The sequence below is a fragment of the Thiohalocapsa sp. ML1 genome (assembly GCF_001469165.1).
GTDB lineage: Bacteria > Pseudomonadota > Gammaproteobacteria > Chromatiales > Chromatiaceae > Thiohalocapsa.
On record NZ_JABX01000034.1, the window covers coordinates 28,574 to 51,873 of the forward strand.

General features: G+C 69.6%; 12 protein-coding genes. 8 read left to right on the forward strand and 4 right to left on the reverse strand.

The window, feature by feature from the left end:
• Positions 1–135: 135 nt before the first annotated feature.
• The gene (gene nifJ, locus ML01_RS19070) at positions 136–3,729 is read right to left on the reverse strand and encodes a pyruvate:ferredoxin (flavodoxin) oxidoreductase (protein ID WP_058556985.1); all 3,594 of its coding nucleotides are present in this window, start codon (positions 3,727–3,729) and stop codon (positions 136–138) included.
• Positions 3,730–4,280: 551 nt separating this feature from the next.
• On the opposite strand from nifJ, the gene rimI reads away from it, so the two are divergent.
• Positions 4,281–4,757, forward strand: coding sequence for a ribosomal protein S18-alanine N-acetyltransferase (rimI, locus tag ML01_RS19075; protein WP_058556986.1), 477 nt, complete (start codon positions 4,281–4,283; stop codon positions 4,755–4,757).
• Between the two features lie 69 nt (positions 4,758–4,826).
• Here rimI and ML01_RS19080 read toward each other — a convergent pair whose 3' ends face one another.
• Positions 4,827–5,588 (reverse strand): hypothetical protein, encoded by a 762-nt coding sequence (locus ML01_RS19080; protein ID WP_162268063.1) that lies wholly within the window; start codon positions 5,586–5,588, stop codon positions 4,827–4,829.
• Between the two features lie 103 nt (positions 5,589–5,691).
• Positions 5,692–7,059, reverse strand: a complete 1,368-nt coding sequence (locus tag ML01_RS19085; protein WP_058556988.1) for a diguanylate cyclase — start codon at positions 7,057–7,059, stop codon at positions 5,692–5,694.
• A gap of 861 nt (positions 7,060–7,920) precedes the next feature.
• Between ML01_RS19085 and ML01_RS19090 the strand changes: the two genes are divergently transcribed.
• From ML01_RS19090 to ML01_RS19105, 4 genes are read left to right on the forward strand one after another with little or no spacing between them, the layout of a single operon-like run.
• The gene (locus ML01_RS19090; protein WP_058556989.1) at positions 7,921–8,568 is read left to right on the forward strand and encodes a hypothetical protein; all 648 of its coding nucleotides are present in this window, start codon (positions 7,921–7,923) and stop codon (positions 8,566–8,568) included.
• A 59-nt stretch (positions 8,569–8,627) separates the two neighbouring features.
• Positions 8,628–9,578, forward strand: a complete 951-nt coding sequence (locus ML01_RS19095; protein WP_058556990.1) for a hypothetical protein — start codon at positions 8,628–8,630, stop codon at positions 9,576–9,578.
• 13 nt (positions 9,579–9,591) lie between these two features.
• On the forward strand, positions 9,592–11,358 hold the full coding sequence (locus ML01_RS19100; protein WP_162268064.1) for a Dyp-type peroxidase: 1,767 nt from the start codon (positions 9,592–9,594) through the stop codon (positions 11,356–11,358).
• 26 nt (positions 11,359–11,384) lie between these two features.
• Entirely contained in the window at positions 11,385–12,764 is a 1,380-nt protein-coding gene (locus tag ML01_RS19105; RefSeq protein WP_058556992.1) for a cytochrome P450, read from the forward strand.
• A gap of 371 nt (positions 12,765–13,135) precedes the next feature.
• On the opposite strand, the gene purU is transcribed toward ML01_RS19105, so the two are convergent.
• Positions 13,136–13,990 carry a formyltetrahydrofolate deformylase gene (purU, locus tag ML01_RS19110; RefSeq protein ID WP_058556993.1) on the reverse strand — a complete coding sequence of 285 codons (855 nt, stop codon included), beginning with the start codon at positions 13,988–13,990 and terminating at the stop codon, positions 13,136–13,138.
• A gap of 150 nt (positions 13,991–14,140) precedes the next feature.
• Between purU and recC the strand changes: the two genes are divergently transcribed.
• From recC to recD, 3 genes are read left to right on the forward strand one after another with little or no spacing between them, the layout of a single operon-like run.
• On the forward strand, positions 14,141–17,524 hold the full coding sequence (gene recC, locus ML01_RS19115; RefSeq protein WP_058556994.1) for an exodeoxyribonuclease V subunit gamma: 3,384 nt from the start codon (positions 14,141–14,143) through the stop codon (positions 17,522–17,524).
• On the forward strand, positions 17,521–21,234 hold the full coding sequence (recB, locus tag ML01_RS19120; RefSeq protein WP_058556995.1) for an exodeoxyribonuclease V subunit beta: 3,714 nt from the start codon (positions 17,521–17,523) through the stop codon (positions 21,232–21,234). The genes recC and recB overlap by 4 nt, the downstream gene beginning before the upstream one ends.
• Positions 21,231–23,111: an exodeoxyribonuclease V subunit alpha gene (gene recD, locus ML01_RS19125; RefSeq protein ID WP_058556996.1), complete on the forward strand. Its 1,881-nt coding sequence runs from the start codon at positions 21,231–21,233 to the stop codon at positions 23,109–23,111. Before recB ends, recD begins: the two co-directional genes overlap by 4 nt.
• Positions 23,112–23,300: the final 189 nt, after the last annotated feature.

Genomic DNA, 23,300 nt, shown 5'->3' on the forward strand with positions numbered 1-23,300 from the left:
CCGGCTGAAGATGGGATGTGGGCGTGATCGAAAGGCTTTCGGAGAGTACGGAGTACGAAGTACGAAGTACGGGAAAGCCCACGTACTCCGTACCCCGTACTCCGTACTTCTTCTCCGTACTCCGTACTTCTTCGGCTACTCCGCCTTCTCGACCGGCTTCTCGGCCTTCTGCCAAGCGATGTGCGCGAGCTGCTCGTAGAGCGAGTATTTGCTCTCAACGTGCTTCTGCGCGAGCTTCAGGAAGCCCTCGGCCACGTCCGGGTGGGTGCGGTTCAGCACGCTGAAGCGGGTCTCGCTCGCGAGGTAGTCGCGATACGGGATGCTCGGCCGCTTGCTGTCGATGGACAGCGGGTTCTCGCCCACTTCTAGCTTGCGCGGATCATAGCGGAACAGCGGCCAGTGGCCGGAGTTGACGGCCATGTCCTGCTGGCGCAGGTTGTTCGACATGTCCACGCCGTGGGCGATGCAGGGCGAGTAGCAGATGATGAGCGACGGCCCCGGATAGGACTCCGCCTCCAGGAAGGCACGCACGGTCTGGATATCCTTGGCGCCGAAGGCCACCTGCGCGACATAGACGTTCTCGTAGGCCATGGCCATCATCGCCAGGTCTTTCTTGAACGTGGCCTTGCCGCCCGCCGCGAATTTGGCCACCGCGCCGAGCGGCGTCGCCTTGGACTTCTGGCCGCCGGTGTTGGAGTACACCTCGGTGTCGAGCACCAGCAGATTCACGTCGCGGCCGGTGGAGAGCACGTGGTCGACGCCGCCGTAGCCGATGTCGTAGGCCCAGCCGTCGCCGCCGACGATCCAGACGCTGCGGCGCACCAGATGCTCGTAGACGCCGAGCAGCGACGGCACCTCCGGCGCGTTGATGCTCGCGAGCTTCTCCTTCAGCGCCGCCACGCGCTCGCGCTGCTCGAAGATGCCGGCCTCCGTGGTCTGGTCGGCGTTGAGGATGGCGTCGGCGAGATCGGTGCCGATCTTGTCGGCGAGCTGCCGGACATACTCGCGCGCCTGATCGTTCTGCTTGTCCACCGCGAGCCGCAGGCCCAGGCCGAACTCCGCCGTATCCTCGAACAGCGAGTTGTTCCAGGTCGGGCCGCGGCCGTGCGAGTCCGTCGTGTACGGCGTCGTCGGCAGGTTGCCGCCGTAAATCGACGAGCAGCCGGTGGCGTTGCCGATGAGCATGCGGTCACCGAAGAGCTGCGAGGCGAGCTTCACATAGGGCGTCTCGCCGCAGCCGACGCAGGCGCCCGAGAACTCGAACAGCGGCTGCATCATCATCGCGTGCTTGATCTTGGTGCCGTCGAGCTTGGTGCGGTCGTACTCGGGCAGAGACAGGAAGAAGTCCCAGTTCGGCACCTCGATGTCGTGGCGCTCCTCCGCGGGCTTCATGTTCAGCGCCTTGCGCTGCGGGTCCTTGCGGTCGCGGATGGGGCAGACCTCGACGCAGAGGCCGCAGCCGGTGCAGTCGTCCGGAGCCACCTGATAGGTGACGTGGTAGTCGGACGGGAAGTCCTTGCCCTTGATCGGCATGTGCTGGAAGGACGCCGGTGCGTCGTTGACGAGCTCGGCCGGGTACACCTTGGCGCGGATGGCCGCGTGCGGGCACACCAGCGGGCACTTGCCGCACTGGGTGCAGAGGTCCTCCTCCCACTGCGGCAGCTCCAGGGCGATGTTGCGCTTCTCGAAACGTGTCGTGCCCGTGGGCCAGGTGCCGTCCGGGGGCATCAGGCTCACCGGCAGCTCGTTGCCGCGGCCGGCGATGAGCGTGGCCGTGACGCGCTGCACGAAGTCCGGCGCGTTTGCCGGCACCACCGGTGGGCGCTCGAAGGTGCTGGTGGCCTGCGCCGGCACGTCCACCTGGTGCAGGCCGGCGAGGGTCGCGTCGATGGCGGCGTAGTTGCGCTCGAGCAGCTTCTGGCCCTTCATGCCGTAGGTCTTCTTCACGGCATATTTGATCTGCGCGATGGCCTCGTCCTTCGGCAGGATGCCCGAGATCGCGAAGAAGCAGGTCTGCATGATGGTATTGATGCGCCGGCCCATGCCCGTCTGCTCGGCGATGCGATACGCATCGACGACATAGAAGCTCAAGCCCTTGTCGATGAGCTGCTGCTGCATGGCCTTCGGCAGGTCGTCCCAGACCTTGTCCGGCGGCGTCGGCGAGTTGAGCAGGAAGGTGCCGCCCGCCTTCGCCTTTGCGAGCATGTCGTAGCGGGTGAGGAAGGTCGGCTGGTGACAGGCGACGAAGCTCGCCTCGTTGTCGCCGATGAGATACGTGCTGTTGATGGGCTTGGGGCCGAAGCGCAGGTGCGAAATGGTCACCGCACCGGCCTTCTTGGAGTCGTACTCAAAGTAGCCCTGGCCAAAGTTGGGCGTTTCCTCGGCGATGATCTTGATGCTGTTCTTGTTGGCGGACACGGTGCCGTCGGAGCCCAGGCCGTAGAACATGCACTCGGTGACGCCGGCCGCCGCATCGGGCTTGAAGCTCGGGTCCCAGTCCAGGCTGGAATGGCTCACGTCGTCGATGATGCCGACGGTGAACTTGTTCTTCGGCTGGTCCTTGGACAGTTCATCGAGCACGGCCTTGACCATGGCCGGGGTGAACTCCTTGGAGGACAGGCCATAGCGACCGGCGAGCACCCGCGGCATCTGCGCCATGTTGCCTTCGGCCACGGCCTCGGCCAGCGCCGTGACGACGTCCTGATACATCGGGTCGCCGTTCGCGCCGGGCTCCTTGCAGCGGTCGAGCACGGCGAGCTTCTGTGTCGTGACCGGCAGCGCGGCGAGCAGGTATTTCGGGTCGAAGGGCCGGAACAGCCGGACCTTGATCATGCCGACCTTCTCGCCCTGGTTGGCGAGGTGCTCCACCGCCTCCTCGGCGGCGCCGATGGCGGAGCCCATCAGCATGATGACGCGCTCGGCATCCGGTGCGCCGACGTACTCGAAGAGCTTGTACTGCCGGCCGGTGAGCCCTGCGAGCTTGTCCATCTGCGCCTGCACGATGTCCGGCACGGCGGCGTAGAAGGGGTTCACCGTTTCGCGGCCCTGGAAGTAGACGTCCGGGTTCTGCGACGTGCCGCGGATGATGGGGTGGTCCGGGTTCATCGCGCGCCGGCGGTGCGCCGTGACCAGGTCCTCGTCGATCATTGCGCGGATGGTCTCGACGGGCAGCCGGTCGATCTTGACTACTTCGTGCGAGGAGCGGAAGCCGTCGAAAAAGTGCAGGAACGGCACCCGGCTCTCCAGCGTCGCGGCCTGGCTGATGAGCGCGAAGTCCATGATCTCCTGCACCGACGCGGAGCAGAGCATGGCGTAGCCGGTGGCGCGCACGGACATCACGTCCGAGTGATCGCCGAAGATCGACAATCCCTGCGCGGCGAGCGAGCGGGCCGACACATGCAGTACCGTCGGCGTCAGCTCGCCGGCGACCTTGTACATGGTCGGGATCATCAGGAGCAGGCCTTGGGAGGCCGTGAAGGTCGTGGACAGCGAGCCCGCCTGGAGCGCGCCGTGCAGCGCGGCGACGGCGCCGGCTTCGCTTTGCATCTCGATCACGTCCGGGACCGTGCCCCAGAGGTTCTTCTGGCCGAGCGACGACCACTCGTCGGACCACTCGCCCATGGGCGAGGCCGGGGTGATCGGGTAGATCGCGATGACCTCGTTGGTCAGGTGCGCGACATAGGCGGCGGCTTCGTTGCCGTCGAGGGTGACCATCTGGTTCTGCGACATGGGTACTTCCCGAAGTGAGGCTGGCTGCTGCTGGCGGCGGGTGCGCTGCTGGGGCGTCCGGCGGCGCGGCGACCGTTGCTTGGCCGGTGGACAAAAACCTGCCGCGACTATAGCCCCATCGTCCCTATGGACCACTGATCTGCGTCCAAGCCGCCGCCGGAATCGCTGCCGGGCATGATCCGCGTCAGGGAAGTGTTAAAGCGTCCGATGGACAGCATTGGCGCAGCGTGGCCGATGCCGCCGCCGTGTCCCCTGTCAAGCGTCGGTGTGCGGTTTAGGCCCGGGCTTGCTTGCTGCTTTGCTTCGGCAATTCCGAACAAACAGCCGAAGAATCTTTGTTGCCGCTTTCGCCGTGTTTCCGAGCACGATCGGGCGCCGCACGACGACGAGCACGGCAAGCACCGCGGGATTCGTGCGCCGCCGTTTCTGCCGCCCGTGCCGGATCGGACGGAATGCGGTTGCCCGCCTGTGTTGCGCCCGGCAGGCGCGCCAGCCGCCGGGTGAATCAGACCCTTTTGCTTTCCGGGCACGGTGCGGTTAAGAAGCGCAGCATGGTTGCCGCCCCCCAGGACATGTCCGTTGCGCTCAGGGTCATGCGCGAGGAAGATCTCCCCGCCGTGCTCGCCTGCGAGCGTGCCGGTTACGTGTCGCCGTGGTCGGAGGCGATCTTTCGCGACTGCCTGCGCGTGCGCTACTGCTGCCTGGTGGCGCAGACGCGGGAGATGATCATCGGCCACGGCATCATGTCCGTCGCCGCCGGCGAGTGCCACCTGCTGAACATCTGCATCCATCCGCTGTTCCAGCGCCTCGGCATCGGCCGGCGGCTGCTGCGACGGCTGCTTGCCCTCGCGCGGCGGGAGGACGCGGACACGGCCTTTCTGGAGGTGCGGGTGTCGAACCGAAGCGCCGTCGCCCTCTACCGCAGCGAAGGCTTCGATGAGATCGGCGTGCGCAAGGGCTACTACCCGAGCGCGGACAGGAACCCGTCGCGGCGCGAGGATGCGCTGATGATGGCAAGGGCGCTGTAGTCCCTGACCTGGGGTCAGCAAGCTGCCGTCCCGCCCCGACAAGGCGGCGCTTGCGGCTGAAGCACACGCCTAACGGACGCGCAACGTCAGTGCTTGCGGCGCAACGCCTGCCAGGCCCGTCACGGCCGTCAGCTCATAGCGCCCGGCACCTGGTGGCTCGAAGATTGCTAAGAAGACGCCGGGCTCCCGGGTCAGGTCGATGCCGTGCGCGTTGTTCAGCCCGAGACGTGGGTGCAGTACGGTCGCCTCGCCCCCACCGCCGCTTGCGAGCACATGGATTTCAGGGTCAATGCCTCGCTCCATAGGTGATCCGTAATCGCGTACACGCAGGCTCAGCAACACAGGCTCGCCAGCCCGGGGGCTGACCGGCATCGCGCTGAGGGCAACAGTAAAGCGAGACTGTAAGTACAGGGTTGCACTCAGCGTCTTGCTTGTTGCACCAGCCGGATACCGTATGCGCAAAGCCCACTGGCCGGGCTCAGGATCCCGCAGCGGTTCGAATCCCACCAGGTCACCCCGTTCCGGGTGGTGGCGCGTGGCGCCTTCCAATACCAAGGGCGCCCCGGGGACCTTGGTGGCAAGCACGGCACCTGTCGCCGACACGAGCGTCGCGCGGTAGTCCGACACGGGGCTCCGCAACTGCACGAGCAGGCGGCTGCCGGGCGTCGGCGGCACGATGAACGAAAGTGTCGCATCCGCGCTCCCGGCAGGCAGCTTTCGCTCAAGCACGAGAGGACTATCGCGCGTCAGTGTGGGGATGGGGTCGGAATCTAGCTGCCCGTGCGCTTCTATTGACCCCGACGCGCCAAGCGCGACGACGAGGGCGACCATAATGGCGGGGCGACAACGCCCGACGCGGGGCATCAGAGGTCGGCTCGTATTCGTTCTCACTGGACTATTGGGGTAATGGAATGACTGATCGGCAGCAACCGGCTCACAGACGCGAACAGCGATTGCGACCCTGCGCCTTGGCACTGTAGAGCGCCTGATCGACTCGCCGAAACAGGCTATCGATGCTGTCGTCGGGTGCGAATTGACTGACCCCGATGCTCACCGTCAGCCGCTCCACATTGAAAAAGCGCGCATGTTCAACCGCCCGGCGCAGAGTTTCGGCAAGTCGGATGGCAGCGAGGCCCGTGGTTTCGGGGAGCAATAGTCCGAACTCTTCGCCACCCCAGCGCGCCAGCGCGTCGGAAAGGCGCAGTCGCCGGACGAGGATCTGCGCCAGCCGTTGCAAGACCTGATCCCCCATCGTATGGCCATGGGTATCATTGATGGCCTTGAAGTTGTCGATGTCGAGCAGCAGCAATGCAAAGACCTGACCATGGCGCCGCGCGCGTTGGAGCTCGGCCCGCAGCCGTTCATCGAAGGCGCGCCGGTTCGGCAGCCCGGTCAGCGCATCCTGATACGCCTGGGCGTGCAGCGCCTGCTGGAGCTGGTCGCGCATCAGTGCCGCGCTGATGATGTCAGCCACGAGCCGCAACAGCCTTTGCTCGAACTCGCTCCAGCGCCTGCGCGTCTGCACGTCGTCCAACCCCAGTATGCCGTTCATGTGCTCGGCCTGCTCGGTCTCGAACAGCGGCATCGCGAGCATCGACTGAATTCCGCCTTCGTGGATGAGTCGCTGCTCTGCAGACGAAAGCCGAGCGATGTCGTTTTGGTTGATCCAGGCTGCCTGACGGGTTTGCGCGATCTCTGGCAACCAGGGATAGCGAGCAACCGAGAGTGCCTGCAGGTCATCGATTTGCGGCGCGATTCCCGACGCACACCATTCATGGGTACAGGTCATGGTGAGACCGCCTGCGTCCATCTGGAACAGATAACAGCGGTGCGCGCCCAGGCAGGTACCGATACGTTGGAGCGCGGCATTGATCGCCGCATCAAGGATGGAAGCGTTGGTGGCCAGAAACAACCGCGAGATATCCCGCACCGCCTCTTCACAGGCGGTGCGCTGGGCCAAGGCCACGTTTGCCGCTTGGGCATCCCGAGCGTCGGTGAGATCCATCACGCTCCCTTCCCAGAGCGTGCCACCATTGGGCAATGGCTGCGGGAAGGATTCCACTCGCCAGCAGCGGGTTACGCCACGGACGACCCGCCCCTCCCAGCAAAAAGGCTGCGGCGCGGCGCAGCCCTCGCGATGGAGATCCTCGAACACTAGACGATCGTCCGGATGCACGCGCTGGAAGATCGACCGTGCGTCGGCGAGGAACTGCTGCCGGGACAGATCGAGCATCTCCAGCAGCCGCTCCGTGACGAAGCAAACGCTGGCGTTGCCAGTTGCATCGACGCGCAGGAGGTACAAGGGGGCTGGGATGACCTCCGATGGTCGCGACGGGCAAGGCGTAGCGGCCAGGTCGGTTGGGTGCTGCTGAGACATGGCCATAAGCGTTCAGGCGATCTCTGATGGCGCCGACTTCGGCACCTGGGGTGCAAAGGCAAGTGAAGATACAAAAATAACCGGTACACTCGTCACAGCGGAGCCCAACGTTGCGCTAGCGCTATCGACGGTGGGCGGCATCGCACGACACACGGGTTGCACTTCGAGGGTTGCACTTCGAGGCCGCTTGAGCCAAATGCGGTTAGGGGGAACTTCAATTTCGATCCCGAATTCGACGTATGGCTGGCGGAGCGTGAGTGTTGGAGATGCGTATGTATCAGGTGTTTATGAACGGTTCCGCACTGGTGATGCCGACCCAGGCGGCGAGCATCGGCCGATAGCCTGCCGACGGGCTTGCCCCCCATGCGGGCAAGAACCCTGTGGCGCTCTGGCGAGTAGCACGGGTGCCCCCAAGGGTCCGAGGCCGTGCCGAGCCGGACTGTTAAGGATATGCCGCAAAACCAGGTAGATCTGCGCAAGGCTCCGCTGGAAGCGGGTAGCTACGAAAAAGTGTGTAAGCGCGCGGGCGCGGGCGCTGGTGCGTCAGTCGCCCATGGCGGGGTGCCAGGTGACGATTGTCATGGACGCTGCCTGGGGCGCATGATGCGCCTGAGTGAAAGCATCGGGAAATGCTCGCCCGGCGGCTCGTTGCCCCGCGGCCAGGGGCGCCGCGGCCTGGGGCCCGGGCCAACACCGAGCGCCCCCGGCAGCCGCGTCCCGCGCGGCGCGTCGGTTTCGATCCGGACAAGCCAACCGCGGCCATCGCGCCAGCAGGAGGAATAGCCCATGTCCAATCTCGCCGGCAAGGCCTATGGCATGAACGTCATCACGCCGATGCCGCCGTCGCGGACCTGGATCAACCGGTTGATCTTCATGGCCGCGCGGCTGCTGCCGAAGACGCTGTCGGGGCTGCTCGGCCTGTCGCTGATCCACTTCGCGCGCTGGTTCATCATCAAGCGCGAGCAGTGGCCGGACCTGGGCCAGGGGCCGGAGCGGCTGCGCCACGACTACATGTTCTTTTGCAGCAACTTCAACGGCACCTGGGATCAGTACATCGATGCCTTCGCGGACGGCATCCCGAGCGGACTCGATCTCTTCTGGTACTCCAGCATCAAGTATCCGTCCTCGATCCCGCTGACGCCGTTCAAGTCCTACATCGTCCACAACCAACTGGACACCCAGTACTACTACAACGCCACCCCCGGCAGTGCGCAGCGCGACATCAAGGCGGCGCTGCGGGTCATGCACGCCCTGCGTGAGCTGGCGGCCAAGCATCCGGAGCAGACCCCGGCGGAGTTCGCCGCCGCCTATCGCGCCGCGCTGCGCAAGGTGCAGACGAGCTTCGGCGCCCCCGGTCTCGCGCCGGTGGCGAGCAACGCCACCTTCGACGCGGACCGCAATCTGCTGCCGCTTACCGGGGCGCGCTGGGGCTGAGCACCGGCTCCATCCGGCGGGCCGCGCGCCCTTCACCCGCGTATTGACGAGGAGCCGACATGCCCAACTTCGACGGCGGTCATTACTTCCTGTCCGTGCTGATCCCGATCCGCACCGATGCCGAGCAAAACAGCGACGGCTGCTGGCGCTCCCACGTGGACCTGCTGCGCGAAGAGCTGGCACTACTGCCCACGGCCAAGCAGAACCGCGTCTCGCGCGACGCGGCGCTGAACAGCCCGTTCGCGCGCAACTCGCTGAATCACCTCGCGCGTTTCGTCGTCATCGATGATGTCGTGTTCAATGGGCGCGTCTCCGGCAACGCGCTGGTGGACCGGGTGCGTAACCTGAACCCGCTGACCCCGCAGCCGGTGGACCGGCTCAAGTGCTCGTATCTCTTCTTTGGTGCCGACATCGACGCGCAATCCGGCGACGACGCGGCGCTACGCAGCTACACCGACGCGCTCTGGGACACCATGCAGGACGAGCTGCGTGGCGTGCTGCGGCACTGCCTGGCCTTCGAGGCGCGGGTGCGGGACCACGCCAGCTTCTTCCGCTATATCAGGGACTGTCAGGTCGAAACGACGATGCCGTTCAACGACTACTGGGCGAACGGCCTGCCGGCGAAGAACATGAACCTGCTGCCGCTCTTGGTGCTGCCGGGGCTCGCGGCGCTCATCGCCGTGCTCGGCTTTGTGCTGCATCTGTTCGACCTGGATGGCTGGATCTGGATCAGCCTCGCGGCGCTGGCGGTCACCGTCGGGCTGGGTGCTCGGCTGTACTACCAGTTGGTGGACAAGGCGCAGGCGCCGCTGCCGACCGCGCCGAGCTCGGACCTGCCGTCGGTGCTGAAGTCGTTATACCTGCAACAGCACTTCACGGACTTCGTCATCGCCCAGCAGGGTGCGGATGATGAGGCGCTGTACGCGGCCTTCCGCGACTTCGCCGACACGCACAAGCCCGGCGACGTCTCAGGCCCGACGCAGCCGCCGGGCGTGATCGCAGCCGCTTGATGGAGGCACATCGATGACCACAACTCACCGCGACCTCGCCGACATCCCGTCACCGATCCGCCCCGGCGGGAAGCCGGAACCACGGGTGAGCACGACCCACCTCGATCTCGCCGACATCCAGGGCAACGTCGTGCGCGCCTACGGCCGCTTCGGCTTCCCGTGTGCGCGCTACTACTTTCTGCGCATCGACCCGGCGCAGGCGGCCAATGGGCGCGCCTTTGTCGATCGGGTGCGGACCCGCATCACCAGCGCTGTGCGCTGGCGCCAGGGGCCGAACGCGAGCGCACCGGACGCCGTGGACGCGCCGGACACCACGCTCAATATCGCCTTCACGTTTTACGGCCTCTTGGCGCTAGGCCTGCCCACCAGCGTGCTGGCGCGCATGCCGCCGGAGTTCATTGACGGCATGCCGGGGCGCACCTACATCCTCGGCGACGAGGGCGACAACGCCCCGGTGCACTGGGACCCGATCTGGCGCACCAACGCCGAGCAGCGGGTCAAGGGCGGGCAGATGGCCGCCAACGCCGAGCTTGGCCACGTGCACATCTGGCTGTCCATCAACGCCCGCGGCATGGCGCTGATGGACGCGGCCCACGCGCGGCTCATGGCCGACATTGCCGAACATCCCGCCGTCGTGCTGCTGCCCGGCAACGGCCCGGACGGCGCCGATTACCAAGCCGCCTCGGCCATCTTCGCCCCGGGGCCGGACGGCACACCGGTGCCCACGGGCAAGGAGCACTTCGGCTTCACCGACGGCATCGGCGATCCGGTGTTCGAGGGCCGCTACGAGCCGGACGCCGAGGCGCGGCTCGTCAAGGGCCGCGGCAAGCTCACGCCGGCGCCGGAGCAGCGCTGGGCGCCGCTCGCCACCGGCGAGTTCCTGCTCGGCCACGCCGACGAGTCCCAAGAGCTGCCGCCGACGGCGCCGCCCTGGGAATTTACGCGCAACGGAACGTACATGGTGTTCCGCAAGCTGCACCAGAACGTCGCGACCTTCCACGGCTACATGCAGGAGCAGGCGCAGATCTTCGGCCGGCTGTGGGGGCTTGAGGGCGACGCGGCGATCGAGACGCTGAAGGCCAAGTTTGTCGGCCGCTGGAGCGACGGCATCCCGCTCATCGCCGCGCCGACCTATGCCGAATGGCGCGTGCTGCAGGCGCACTGGCAGGACATCCCGGCCATCTCGATCAAGCCCCGCGCCGAGCGCACGCCGGCGGAGCTGGCGCGCAAGGACGCCTTCGATGCGCTGCTGGCCGATTTCACCTTCGGCGCCGACAAGGACGGCATCAAGTGCCCGTACGGCGCACACCTGCGGCGCGTCAACACCCGCGACATGCTCGACCCGATGCTGCACGCGGGCGAGCCGGATGCGCGCACCGGGTCATCGCTGAACAAGCGCCGGCGCATCCTGCGGCGCGGCCTGCCGTATGGCTATTCGGACCCGGCCAGCCCGACCGACGACGGCGAGCACGGCGTCATCTTCATCGCCATCTGCGCGAGCCTCAGCCGGCAGTTCGAGTTCCTGCAGCAGCAGTGGATTCAGTACGGGCTCGACTTCGACACCGGCAACGACACCTGCCCGCTGGTGGGCAACCATCGCCTCGACCCGGCCATGCCGGCCACCAAGCACGTGATCCCGGCGGACCCCGACGGCGATGCGCCGCCCTTCATCGCGGCGAACCTGCCGAACTTTGTCACCACCCGCGGCGGGGACTATTTCTTTCTGCCCGGCATCAACGCCCTGCGCATGATCGCGCAGGGCAGCGTCGACCCCACCTGACGCGCCCACCTGAGTCGGAGGCCAGCATGGCGTTCCTTACGAACCTGCTGCGGCTGCCGGTGCGCATGCTCGCGTTCTTGGGCGGCGGCATCGCGAGCCTGATCGCGCTCGCCAAGCTCCTCGCCGGCGCCTTCCCGGGCGACAAGGCGGGCCGCAGCAAGCGCCTGCTCGGCGCGCTCGCCACCACTGCCGGGCAGCGGGCGCTGTTCGGCGTGCTGCGCGTCTTTTGGGCCAACCTCGTGCTCGGGCGCAAGCTGGTGCAGGCGTACGAGAACAGCGGCACCGTCATCGTCACCCGCGACGCCGACGTGCGCGAGGTGCTGGCGCGCGAGGCGGACTTCGCCGTCGTCTACGAGCCGCGTATGCGCGCCATCACAAGCGGCGAGAACTTCTTCCTCGGTATGCAGGACTCGCCGGCCTACCAGCACGACGTGTCCGTGATGCGGCTCGCGGCGCGCTGGGAGGACGTGGACGGGATCATCCTGCCGACCGTTGCCGAGCATGCCGCCGCCGTCTTGGCGGACAGCGACGCCCAGCTTGACGTGCCGGCGGAACTGACGCTGCCGGTGGTGGCGGACATGGTCGCGCGCTACTTCGGCACGCCCGTCGGCGGGGCAGGGCAGCCGTCCCGGGATGATCTGATCGCCTGGACCAGCGTCATGTTCTGGTATCTGTTCATCGACTTGGGCGCCGACCCGGACGTGGACCGCCGCGCCATGGACGCCGCCGCCGCCGCGCGGAGCTGGCTGGACGGTTGCATCGCCGAGCGCAAGGCCGCACCGACGGACACCGACGACGTGCTGAATCGCTGCCTCGACCTCCAGCGCGCCGGCACGCTCGGCTTCGACGATCTGGCCATCCGCAACAATCTCATTGGGCTCATCATCGGCGCCGTGCCGACGCTCTCCCGCGCCGCCGTGCAGGCGCTCGATCAGCTCCTGGACCGCCCGCAACCGCTCGCGGAGGCCTGCGTCGCCGCCCGCGCCGGCGACGACGCCCGGCTCGCGGCCAGCGTCTTCGAGGCCCTGCGCTTCAACCCCGTCAACCCCGTCATCTACCGCCGCGCCGTCCTCGAGACGACCATCGCCCGCGGCACGCTGCGCGCCCGGCGCGTCCCCAAGGGCAGCCTCGTGCTGGCCTCCAACTTGAGCGCCATGTTCGACGCCGCCCGCCTCGATAATCCCGACGCCTTCGACGCCAACCGGCCTTGGGACGACTACATGCTCTGGGGCTATGCGCTGCACACCTGCTTCGGCCGGCACATCAACCGCGCCGTGGTGCCGGCGCTGCTGAAGCCGCTGCTCGCCGCCGGCACGCCGCGCCGGGCCGCGGGCGGGGCAGGGCAGATCGACACCGCCGGCACGCCGTTTCCGGCGCATCTGACGGTGCATCTGTTCCAAGGCTGAACTTAGCCCGTAGCCGGGCGGTGTCGGGCCGGAGAGCCGACCTCCCGGTCGGCTCGGCACTCGCGATGCCGGCGCATCCCGCTCTGTCGCTGTGTTGACCTGGAGGTCAACACTCCAGTCAACACTCCAGTCAACACTCCAGGGAGGCGAGGTCTCAGACCGAGCAGCGCAGTGAGCGCCGTGTTGTGCAACCCGCTCGTTGGCGCAAGTGAGTGAAGGGCCAAGGGCCAAGGGCCAAGGGTGGCTCCCTTGGCCCCCGGCCCTCGGCCCTTCTGCAAGCATGCGCCGAGTCGCGTGTACTTGACTCCTTTGCAAGCATACAGCGCCGTCAAGCCATCTAGTCGACACCTGTCGACGCCTGTCGGCACCGGTCACCCGAACACAATCGTCTTGTTCCCGTGCACCAGCACGCGGTCTTCCAGATGGAACCGCAAGCCACGCGCGAGCACCTGTTTTTCGACATCCTTGCCCAAGCGGATCATGTCCTCGACGCCGTTGTGGTGGCCGACGCGCACCACGTCCTGCTCGATGATGGGGCCCGCGTCCAGCTCCGTGGTCACGTAATGGCAGGTGGCGCCGATGAGCTTGACGCCGCGCTCGGCGGCCTGGTGGTAGGGCCGCGCGCCGACGAAGCTCGGCAGGAAGCTGTGATGGATATTGATGATCCGCGCCGGATACCGCGCGCAGATGGGCCCGGGCAGGATCTGCATGTAGCGCGCGAGCACGATGACGTCCGGGCTCGTTTCGGCCAGCGCCTGCGCCACGGCCGCGAAGTGCGCAGCCTTGTCGGCCGGGTCCACCGGAAAGCAGCAGTAGCGCAGCCCGTGCCATTCCACGTAGCTCTGCAGCTCGTCGTGGTTCGACAGCACGCAGGGGATGTCGAAGGCCATCTCGCCGCTGCGCCAGCGGTACAGGAGGTCCGACAGACAATGCGCCTGCTTGCTGGCCAGCAGCACCACCCGCTTGTTGACGCCCGTGTCGTACACGCGCCACTGCATCGCGAAGCGCTCGGCGACGGGCGTGAAGCGCGCTTTGAGCTCATCGAGCCCGAAGGGCAGGGACGCCGCGCGCACCACGTAGCGCATGAAAAACCACTGGCTCTCCGGGTCGGTGTAGTGATGCGCCTCGGTGATCCAGCCGCCGTGCCCGGCGATGAAGTCGCTGACGGCGGCGACGATGCCGACCCGATCCGGGCAGGAGATGATGAGGCGGTAGGCGCGTTCCATGGGGTTTCTCTACAGTCGGGCCGGTTTCGTGGATGATAGCCGCCCATGTGCGCCGGCACACCCGCCGCCACAGGCTCAGCCATTGAGCCACCGCCGGCGCTAGACTCTCCCGGTCGCAAGGATCAGGACCGGCCCCAAGCCCACCGCATCATGCTCAGCATCATCCGCTCCAACCGCGTCGAGCAACTGCTCGCCGAGCTCGCCCGGCAGCTCATCGACGCCCCGCCCGCGAGCCCCTTTCTGCCCGTCACCGTCGTCACGCCGAGCCCGGCGATGGCGCGCTGGGTGAACCTCAAGCTCGCGTCGATCTGCGGCGTCGCCGCCAACCTGGACTATCCGCTGCCGGCGGGCTTCATCTGGCGGCTCGCCCGGGCGCTGCTCGACGACCTGCCGGCGGACGACCCGCTCGCGCGCGAGGCGCTCGCCTGGCGCGTCTTCGCGGCGTTGCCCGCGCTGCTGCCGCTGCCCGACTTCGCCACGCTGGCGCGATATCTCTGCGACGACGCCGACGGGCGCAAGCGCTGGCAGCTTGCGCTGCGCATCGCCGATGTCTACGACCGCTGCCAGCTCTATCGGCCCGAGCTGATCCGCGCCTGGACGGCGGGCGCGCCGGGCGGCGCCGGCGAGCCCTGGCAGGCGTCGCTCTGGCGGCAGCTCGTCGCCGGCCACGAGCAGACCCACCGCGTCGCCGTGCTGGACCGGCTGCTCGCCGCGCTGCATGCGGCGCCGCCCGCCGAGCGACTGGCCGAGCGCTTGCCCGAGCGCGCCGCGCTCTTCGCCGTCTCCAGCCTGCCGCCGATCCTGGTGCAGGTGCTGCACGCGCTCGCGCGGCACAAGCCGGTGGATCTGTACCTGCATACGCCGACGGACCAGTTCTGGGCCGATCTCGTCTCGCAGAAGGCGCAGGCCGCGCGCCGCCTGGCGACGCCGGAGAATGCCGACCTCTGGGAGGTCCGCAACCCGCTGCTCGGCTCCTGGGGCCGGCAGGGCCAGGCGTTGCAGGACCTGCTGCTCCAGCAGGACACGGACCCGGCGGACTGCGACGTCTATGCCGAGGACTGGCCCGACACCCTGCTCGGGCATCTGCAACGCGGGCTGTTCGAGCTGACCTCGGTGCCGGCCGAGCGCGAGCCCGTGACGCCGGACGACTCCATCCAGGTCCACCTCTGCCACAGCCCGGCGCGCGAGTGCCAGGCGCTGCACGACGCGCTGCTCGCCATGTTCGCCGCCGAGCCGGACCTGCGCCCGGAAGACGTGCTGGTGATGGTGCCCGAGATCGGCCGCTATGCCGCGGACATCGAAGCCGTGTTCGACCGTCATCGCCCGGACGCCGCCAGCCGAACCGACGCCGACACGCCGCCGCACATCCCCTGGAACCTGTCCGACATCACCGTCGCCGACGAGCACCCGCTGGTGCGGGTCTTTCTGCGCCTGCTCGCGCTGCCCGAGAGCCGCTTCACGCAGTCCGAGGTGCTGAGCTTGCTGGACGTGCCGGAGCTGGCCGCGCGCTTCGACCTCGATGCGGACGGCCTGGCGCAGGTGCGCGGCTGGCTGGGTGCGGCGAACCTGCGCTGGGGCCGCGACAGCGCGCACAAGGCGAGCCTCGGCCTGCCCGGCACGGCCGGCAACACCTGGGCGCAGGCCGAGGAGCGGCTGTTCGCCGGCTATGCGCTGGCGGAGAACGCGGAGCTGCCCGGCATCGCGCCGGTGGCCGGTGTCGAGGGCAAGGCCGCCGCGGCGCTCGGGGCCTTCTGGCGGCTGTTCGACCGGCTCGGCGACGCCGCCCGCGAGCTGGCCGCGCCGCGCCCGGCGGCGGACTGGCAGCAGGACCTGACGCGCCTCGTCGCCGACTGCTTCGGCGAGCGCGACGATCCGGACGGGCGCCTGCAACGCATCCGCGACGCCGTCGCGGAGCTGGCCGCGCAGGCCGTCGACGTGCCCGAGCCGCTGAGCTTGGCGCTGGTGCGCAGTTGGCTGGAAGAGCACCTGGCCGGCGATGTCGGCGAGCGCCGCGGCGGGCGCTACTTCAGCGGCGGCGTCACCTTCTGCGGCATGCGGCCCATGCGCAGCCTGCCGTTTCAGGTGATCTGCGTGCTGGGGCTGGACGATGCGGCCTTCCCGCGCCGCGACCGGCCGGTGGAATTCGACCCCATGCGCCACGGCTGGCGCCAAGGCGACCCGCGCAAGGGCGACGAGGACCGATATCTGTTTCTGGAGACCCTGCTCGGCGCCCGCCGGCGGCTCTACTTGAGCTGCGTCGGCCGCGACCTGCGGAAGAACGAGCCGCGCCAGCCCTCGGTGCTGCTGCGGGAGCTGCTGGACCACCTCGACCAGTATTTCGCGACGCCGACCGATGACAAGAAGCTCAGCGACGCCATCACCCGCGTGCACCCGTTGCAGCCCTTCAGCCCGGCGCGCTTCAGTCTGAAAGTCGCGCGCAGCGCGCTCCTTAGTCTCCCTCTCCCCCTGGGAGAGGGCCGGGGTGAGGGCAACAACCAGCCGGACCCGCGCAGCTTCGACGCGCACTGGTGCCGCATCGCGCACGCGGTGCAGCAGTCCGCGGGCCGGCCGGCCGACACCGGCAGCGACTGGCCGAGCGCCGCGCTGCCGCCGGTGCCGGAGGCCATGCACGACGTCACCCTCGCGCAGTTGGAGCGCTTCCTCGCCCATCCGCTGCGCTGGTTCGTGCAGACGCGCCTCGGCGTCTACCTGCGCGAGACGGAGCTGGAGCCGGACGAGGAGCCCTTCGACCTCGACCACCTCGCCGCCTGGGCGCTGAAGACGCGGCTGATCGAGGACCGGCTCGCGGATCGGCCCGCGAGCGCGGCGCGCCTCGCCGCCGAGGGGCTGCTGCCGCACGGTGCCTTCGCAGAGCTGGCGTTGGCGAGCGAGCAGGCCGCGCTGGCGCCGCTGGACGAGGCGCTCGCACCCTACGCCGGGCAGCGCCCGTCGAGCCTCCAGCTCGACCTCGCCCTGACGCCGGACGGCGACGGCCCGCGCCGCCTGACGGGGCAGGTGAGCGGGCTCTACCCGGGGCTGGGGCTGCTGCGCTGGCGCGCGACGAAGACGCTTCGCGGCGAGCATCGCCTCAAGCTCTGGCTCGCGCACCTCGCGCGCTGGGCGGTGGTGGATGCAGCGCGCATCCAAGATCCCGAGCCCTCGGTGCTGCTGGGGCTCGATCCCGCTGCCAGCCTCATCCTGCGCCGGCCGCTGCGGCAGGCCGACGCACGGGCCAAGCTCGGCGAGCTGGTCGCGCTCTACTGGGAAGGGCTGCATCGGCCGCTGCCGATCTTCCCGAAGGCCAGCGCCGCCTTCGCCGAGGCCTGGCAAGCGGACCCGGATAAGGCCATGAATGCCGCCCGCAAGGCCTGGCAGGGCAACGACTACAACAACATCCGGGGCGACGTCGACGACGACTACATCCGGCTCCTGCTGCGCGACGTCCCCGGCGACCCGCTGGCGCACCCGGACTTCGCGCGCCTCGCGATCGAGCTGTACCGGCCGCTGCTGGCCGCCGAGGGGGATCACGCATGAGCACGCACGCACACACCGGCCGGGCGCTGGACGACGCCGCCATGCTCGCCTTTGCGCTGGACGGCGTGCACCTCATCGAGGCCAGCGCCGGCACCGGCAAGACCTACAGCATCGCGAACCTGTATCTGCGACAGATCCTCGGCGGGCGCCGCGTCGGCGAGGTGCTGGTGGTCACCTTCACCAACGCCGCGACGGACGAGCTGCGCGGGCGGCTGCGGGCGCGGCTGTTCGATGCGCTGGCGCTGCTGGAGCAGGGCGGGGCGAGCAAGGATGCCTTTCTCGACGCGCTCGCCCGGCAGTTGCGCGCCGACCCGCAGACGCTCGACCTGGCCGTGAAGCGGCTCCGGCTCGCCGTGCGCGCCATGGACGAGGCCGCGGTGTTCAGCATCCACAGCTTCTGCCAGCGGGCGCTGACGGAGTTTGCGTTCAACAGCGGGCAGGGCTTCGGCGTTGAGGTGCTCACCGACGACGCGGAGCAGAAACGCGCCGCCGTCCAGGACTGGTGGCGGCGCACCGGCTATCCGCTGGACCCGGCGAAGCTCGGCCTCTTCACGGCCGCCGTCGGCACGCTGGAGCGCCTGCGCGCGCAGCTCGACCCGCTACTGGCGCCCGCGCCGCGCCGGCTGCTGCCGGAGGTGTCCGATGTGCACGCCGTGCTCGGGCGCTTCGATGCGCTGCTGCCGAAGCTGCGAGACATTGCCGGGGAGTGGCGCAGCGACGGCGGGCGGCTCATGCACGCGCTGACGTCGAGCACCGCCCTGAAGCGCCCCAAAGAGACGACCTTTCATCCGGACGTACTGGCGGTGACGTTCGCGGCGCTGGACGAGTATTTCGCCGAGCCTCCGGCAGGACCGCCGCCGGACTGTTTCAAGACCCTCGCCGCCGAGGTTATTCGAGCGCAGCTCAAGAAGAACAAGTCCGACCCGGACCTCGACGACCCCTTCTTCGCCCGCTGCGGCGAGGTCCACGCCGCGCTGGAGCAACTGCGCGCCGACATCAAGGCCGCAGCCCTCGCCGACGCCGCCGTGTTCGTGCGCGAAGAGCTCGCCCGACAGGGCCGCGACGGCCGCGTGCTGTCCTTCGACGCGCTGCTGACGACGCTGCGCGACGCGCTCGCCGGCGCCGGCGGCCCGGCGCTGGCCGCTGCCATCACCGCCCGCTTCCCGGTCGCGATGATCGACGAGTTCCAGGACACCGACGGCCTGCAATGGGAGATCTTCAGCCGGCTCTATGTGGCCGGCCCCGGCGCCGGGCTCGTGCTCATCGGCGACCCGAAGCAGGCCATCTACAGCTTCCGCGGCGGCGACATCTTTACCTACATGGCCGCGCAGGCCGCCGTCGGCGCCGGCGCCCGCAGCACGCTGCTGACCAACTGGCGCTCGACGCCGGCGGTGGTGCGCGCCGTCAACACGGTGTTCGAGCGGCGGCCGGACGCCTTCGTCTTCGACGCCATCGGCTTCGCCCCGAGCACCGCCGCGGACAAGGCGCACGCCTATCTGTTGGACGCCGACGGCGAGCGCCCGGCGCTGACGCTGTGGACGCTGCCGCTGGGCGAGACCGGTAAGCCACTCTCTAAGGCTGACGCCGGCGCATTCGCCCGCGCCGCCTGCGCCGACGAGATCGCCCGGCTGCTGGCCGGCGCGCGCACGGGCCAGGTGCGGCTCGTGCAGCGCGACGCGGCCGGCGTCGTCAAGCAAGACCGCGCGCTGCTGCCCAGAGACATCGCCGCGCTCGTGCGTACCCGCCGCGAGGGCGCCGAGCTGCGCGGCGTGCTCGCGGCCCGCGGCATCGCCGCCGTGTCGGTGGAGCGCGCCAGCGTCTACGACACCGAGGAGGCCGCCGCGCTGGAGGCGCTGCTGCAAGCGGTGCTGAGCCCGCGCGAGCGCGGACAGGCGCGGCTCGCGCTGGCCTCGCCGCTGCTTGGTCTGTGCTACGCGGACATCGCGCGCATCGCCGCCGACGAGCGCGCCTGGGCGGACTGGATCGACGGCCTCATCGCGGCGCAGAACGCCTGGCAGCGGCGCGGCTTCATGGCGCTGTTTCAAAAGCTCCTGTGGCAGACCGGCGTGGACGGGCGCCCCATCGCCGCCGCCCTCGCGGCCGGCCCGGATGCCGAGCGCAGGCTCACCAACCTGCTGCACCTGGGCGAGCTCTTGCAGCAGGCCTCCCGCGAGCACGCGGGCATGGACGCGCTGCTCAACTGGTTCCGCATCCAGCGCCGGGAGCGCGCCGGCGAGCAGGCCGCCGACGAGCTGCAACTGCGCCTGGAGAGCGACGCCGGGCTGGTGCAGATCGTCACCGTGCACACGGCGAAGGGCCTGCAATACCCGGTCGTGTTCCTGCCGGACCTGTGGAACCCGATGATTACCAAGCAGGCCGAGCCGCTGCGCTTCCACGCGGCGGCCAACGACGAGCCCTGCCTCGACATCGGCTCGCCCGAGCGCGCCGCGCATCTGTGCCTGGCCGAGCGCGAGCGCCTGGCGGAGGACGTGCGCCTCGCCTATGTCGCGCTGACCCGTGCGGAGTCGGCCGTCTACGCGGTTTGGGGCCGGGCCGGGCAGAAGGAGTCCCACGCCGGCGCCGCCGCGATGGGCTGGCTGCTGCATCCGCACCAGAGCGCCGCTGCGCTCGCCACCGAGCCGCCGAACGCCTTCCAGGACGGCGCGGACCCGGAGGCGGACCTCGCCGAACTCGCCAAAGCCGCGGCGGGCAGCATCGCCGTCGCGCCGCTGCCGCAGGCCGCGCTGCCGACCACGCTGCCGGCGGACGACGCGGCGCTGGCGCTCGCACCGCGCGTGTTTGCCGGCCGCATCGCCACGGACTGGCGCATCACCAGCTTCTCGGCGCTGGTGCGCGACCTGCACGCGCCGCCGAGCGCCGCCATCGCCGGCTTAGGGCTCCGCGTAGACGACGAGCCGCCCGCGCCGGCGGACCCGCTCGCCGAGCCCGAGCCGGCGCCTGCGGACGATGACCCGGCGCTGCGCTACCCGGCCGGCAGCGATGTCGGCAGCTTCCTGCACCTGCTGCTGGAGCATCTGGACTTCACCGGCGATATCCGCACCCAGGCGCTGGAGCTGTCCGTGCGCCACGCGGCGCGCTTCGGGCTGGATCATCGGCGCCACGGCGCCGACACGGCGTTGTTGATGGAGCGCGCGGTGCAGACGCCGCTTTCGCCGGATGGGCTGCGGCTCGCGGACCTGCCCGCCGAGCGGCGGCTGAACGAGCTGGCCTTCGACCTCGCCGCGGCGCGCGCCGACATCGCCGCGCTGAACGCGCTGCTCGCCGCGCACGCGGGGCAATCGCTGCCCGGCATCGCGGCGGCGGACTTCGCCGGCATGGTCACGGGCGTCATCGACCTGGTGTTCGAGCACGACGGGCGCTTCTTCGTCGCGGACTACAAGAGCAACCTGCTCGGCCGGCGCTTCGACGACTATGCGCCGGACGCGCTGCAACGGGCCGTGCTCGCGCGCCGCTACGATCTGCAATACCTGCTCTACACGCTGGCGCTGCATCGCTACCTCGCCACACGCATCCCGGACTACGACTACGAGCGCCACATGGGCGGCGCTCTCTATCTGTTCCTGCGCGGGCTGCGACCCGAGACGGGGCCGGCGCGCGGGGTGTTCTTCACGCGACCGAGCGCCGCGTTGATCGCCGCGCTCGACGCGCAGGTCTTCCCCCGGGCCGACCACGGAGGTGAGCGGCAATGAGCCTGTCCCTGCACACGCTGATGGAGGCGCGCCGGCTGCCGGCGCTCGCCTGCTACTTCGCCCGCTTCGTCGCGCGCGGCGCCGCCGTCGCCGCGGACGGCCCGGTGGCGCTCGCCGCCGCGCTGGTCAGCGCGCGCAACCTCGAGGGCGATGTCTGCGTGGACCTGGCCGAGCATGCCGGCACGCGGCTCTTTCCGGGCGAGGACGGCGCCGCGGACGGGCCGATGGCACCGCTGCTCGACGACTGGCTCGCGGCGCTCGCGGCCTGCACCTGGGTCGGCGCGCCGGAGGCCGCGACGCCGCTGGTGCTGGACGGCACGCGCTTGTATCTCGGCAAGTACTGGCGCTTCGAGGCCGACGTCGCCGCGGCGCTGTCCGCGCGCATGCGGCCGGCCATAGGGATCGAGACGGGGCTGGACCGGGCCGCGCTGGCGGACTGGCTCGGGCGGCTGTTCCCGGCAGACGCCGACGATGGCGAGCCGGACTGGCAGCGCATCGCCGCCGCCATCGCCGTCACGCGCCGCTTCGCCGTCATCTCCGGCGGCCCCGGCACCGGCAAGACCACCACCGTCGTCAAGGTGCTGGCGCTGCTGCTGGCGCTTGACCCGGAGCTTCGCATCGCCCTCGCCGCGCCCACCGGCAAGGCCGCGGCGCGGCTCACCGAGTCCATCGGCACCGGCAAGGGGCGCATCGCCGCCGGCGGCATCGATGGGGCGCTGCTCGCGCGCATCCCGGAGCAGGCAGAGACCATCCACCGGCTCTTGGGCTTCATGGGGCATGCGGGCACCGACGGCGCCTTCCGCCGCAATGCGGACAACCCGCTGCCGGTGGACTGCCTGGTGGTGGACGAGGCCTCCATGGTGGACCTGCCGCTGATGGCGCGGCTGCTGGCGGCGCTGCCGGGCTCGGCGCGGCTCGTGCTGCTCGGCGATCGCGACCAGCTCGCGTCCGTGGAGGCGGGCAACGTGCTCGGCGACATCACCGGCCTGGGCCGGCCGATCCACTACCACGCCGAGCAGCTCACGCTGCTCGCCGATCTCGGCGCCGCACCGCTGCCGGCGCTCGGCGCGCCCGCCGCTGCCGTGGACGGCGCCGCCGAGCCGCCGCCCGCCGCCGCGGCCGTCGCCCTGCTGCGCAAGAGCTGGCGCTTTGGCGCGGACAGCGGCATCGGCGCGCTTGCCCGCGCCGTCAACGCGGGCGACGCCGACGCGGCGGTGACGCTGCTCGGGGCCGGCGCGCAGAGCGATCTCGCGCGGCTGCTGCCGGTCGGCGACGCGCTCAACCCCGGCTGCATCGACTGGGCCGCGGCGCAGTTCGCCAAGGTGCCGGACGCCGCAGCGCCCGAGCTGGCGCTGACGCTGCTGGAGCAGGCGCGCGTGCTCGCCGCGCTGCATCGCGGGCCCTTCGGCGTCGAGGCCCTGAACGCCCGCATCGCCGCGCGGCTCGGCGAGCTCGGCAAGGCCGACGGCGGCGAGGCCTACCACGGCCTGCCGATCATGGTCACGGCCAACGACTACGAGGTCGGCCTCTTCAACGGCGACGTCGGCCTGCTGTGGCGCGGCGCCGACGGCCGGCTCGCCGCGCACTTTCGCACCGCCGACGGCACGCTCCGCAGCCTGTCCGTGCGCCAGCTCCCGCCCCACGTACCCGCCTACGCGCTCACCGTGCACAAGAGCCAGGGCTCCGAGTTCGACCGGGTCCTGCTCGTCCTGCCCCCCGAGCCGCACCCGCTCGCGAGCCGCGAGCTCGTCTACACCGGCGTCACCCGAGCCCGCAGCCACGTCACCGTGCACGCCACCGACGCCGTGCTGCGCTACGCGTGCCGCGCGCGGGTCAAACGCGGGTCGGCGCTGGCGGAGCGGCTCGGGTGGGCGTAGCCGCCTGGGTACGCCGGATTCATCCGGCCCCTGGGGCAGGGCGACTTCAGTCGCCCGTCAACCGCACAGAAAACGCCCCAACCGGACACTGAACCGCCACGCACCCACCACCCAATCCCCACCAACCCACCCACCGTCGCCCAGCGGACGCACGCATCACATCCAGCGCCCGCCCGCCACTCTGGTTGA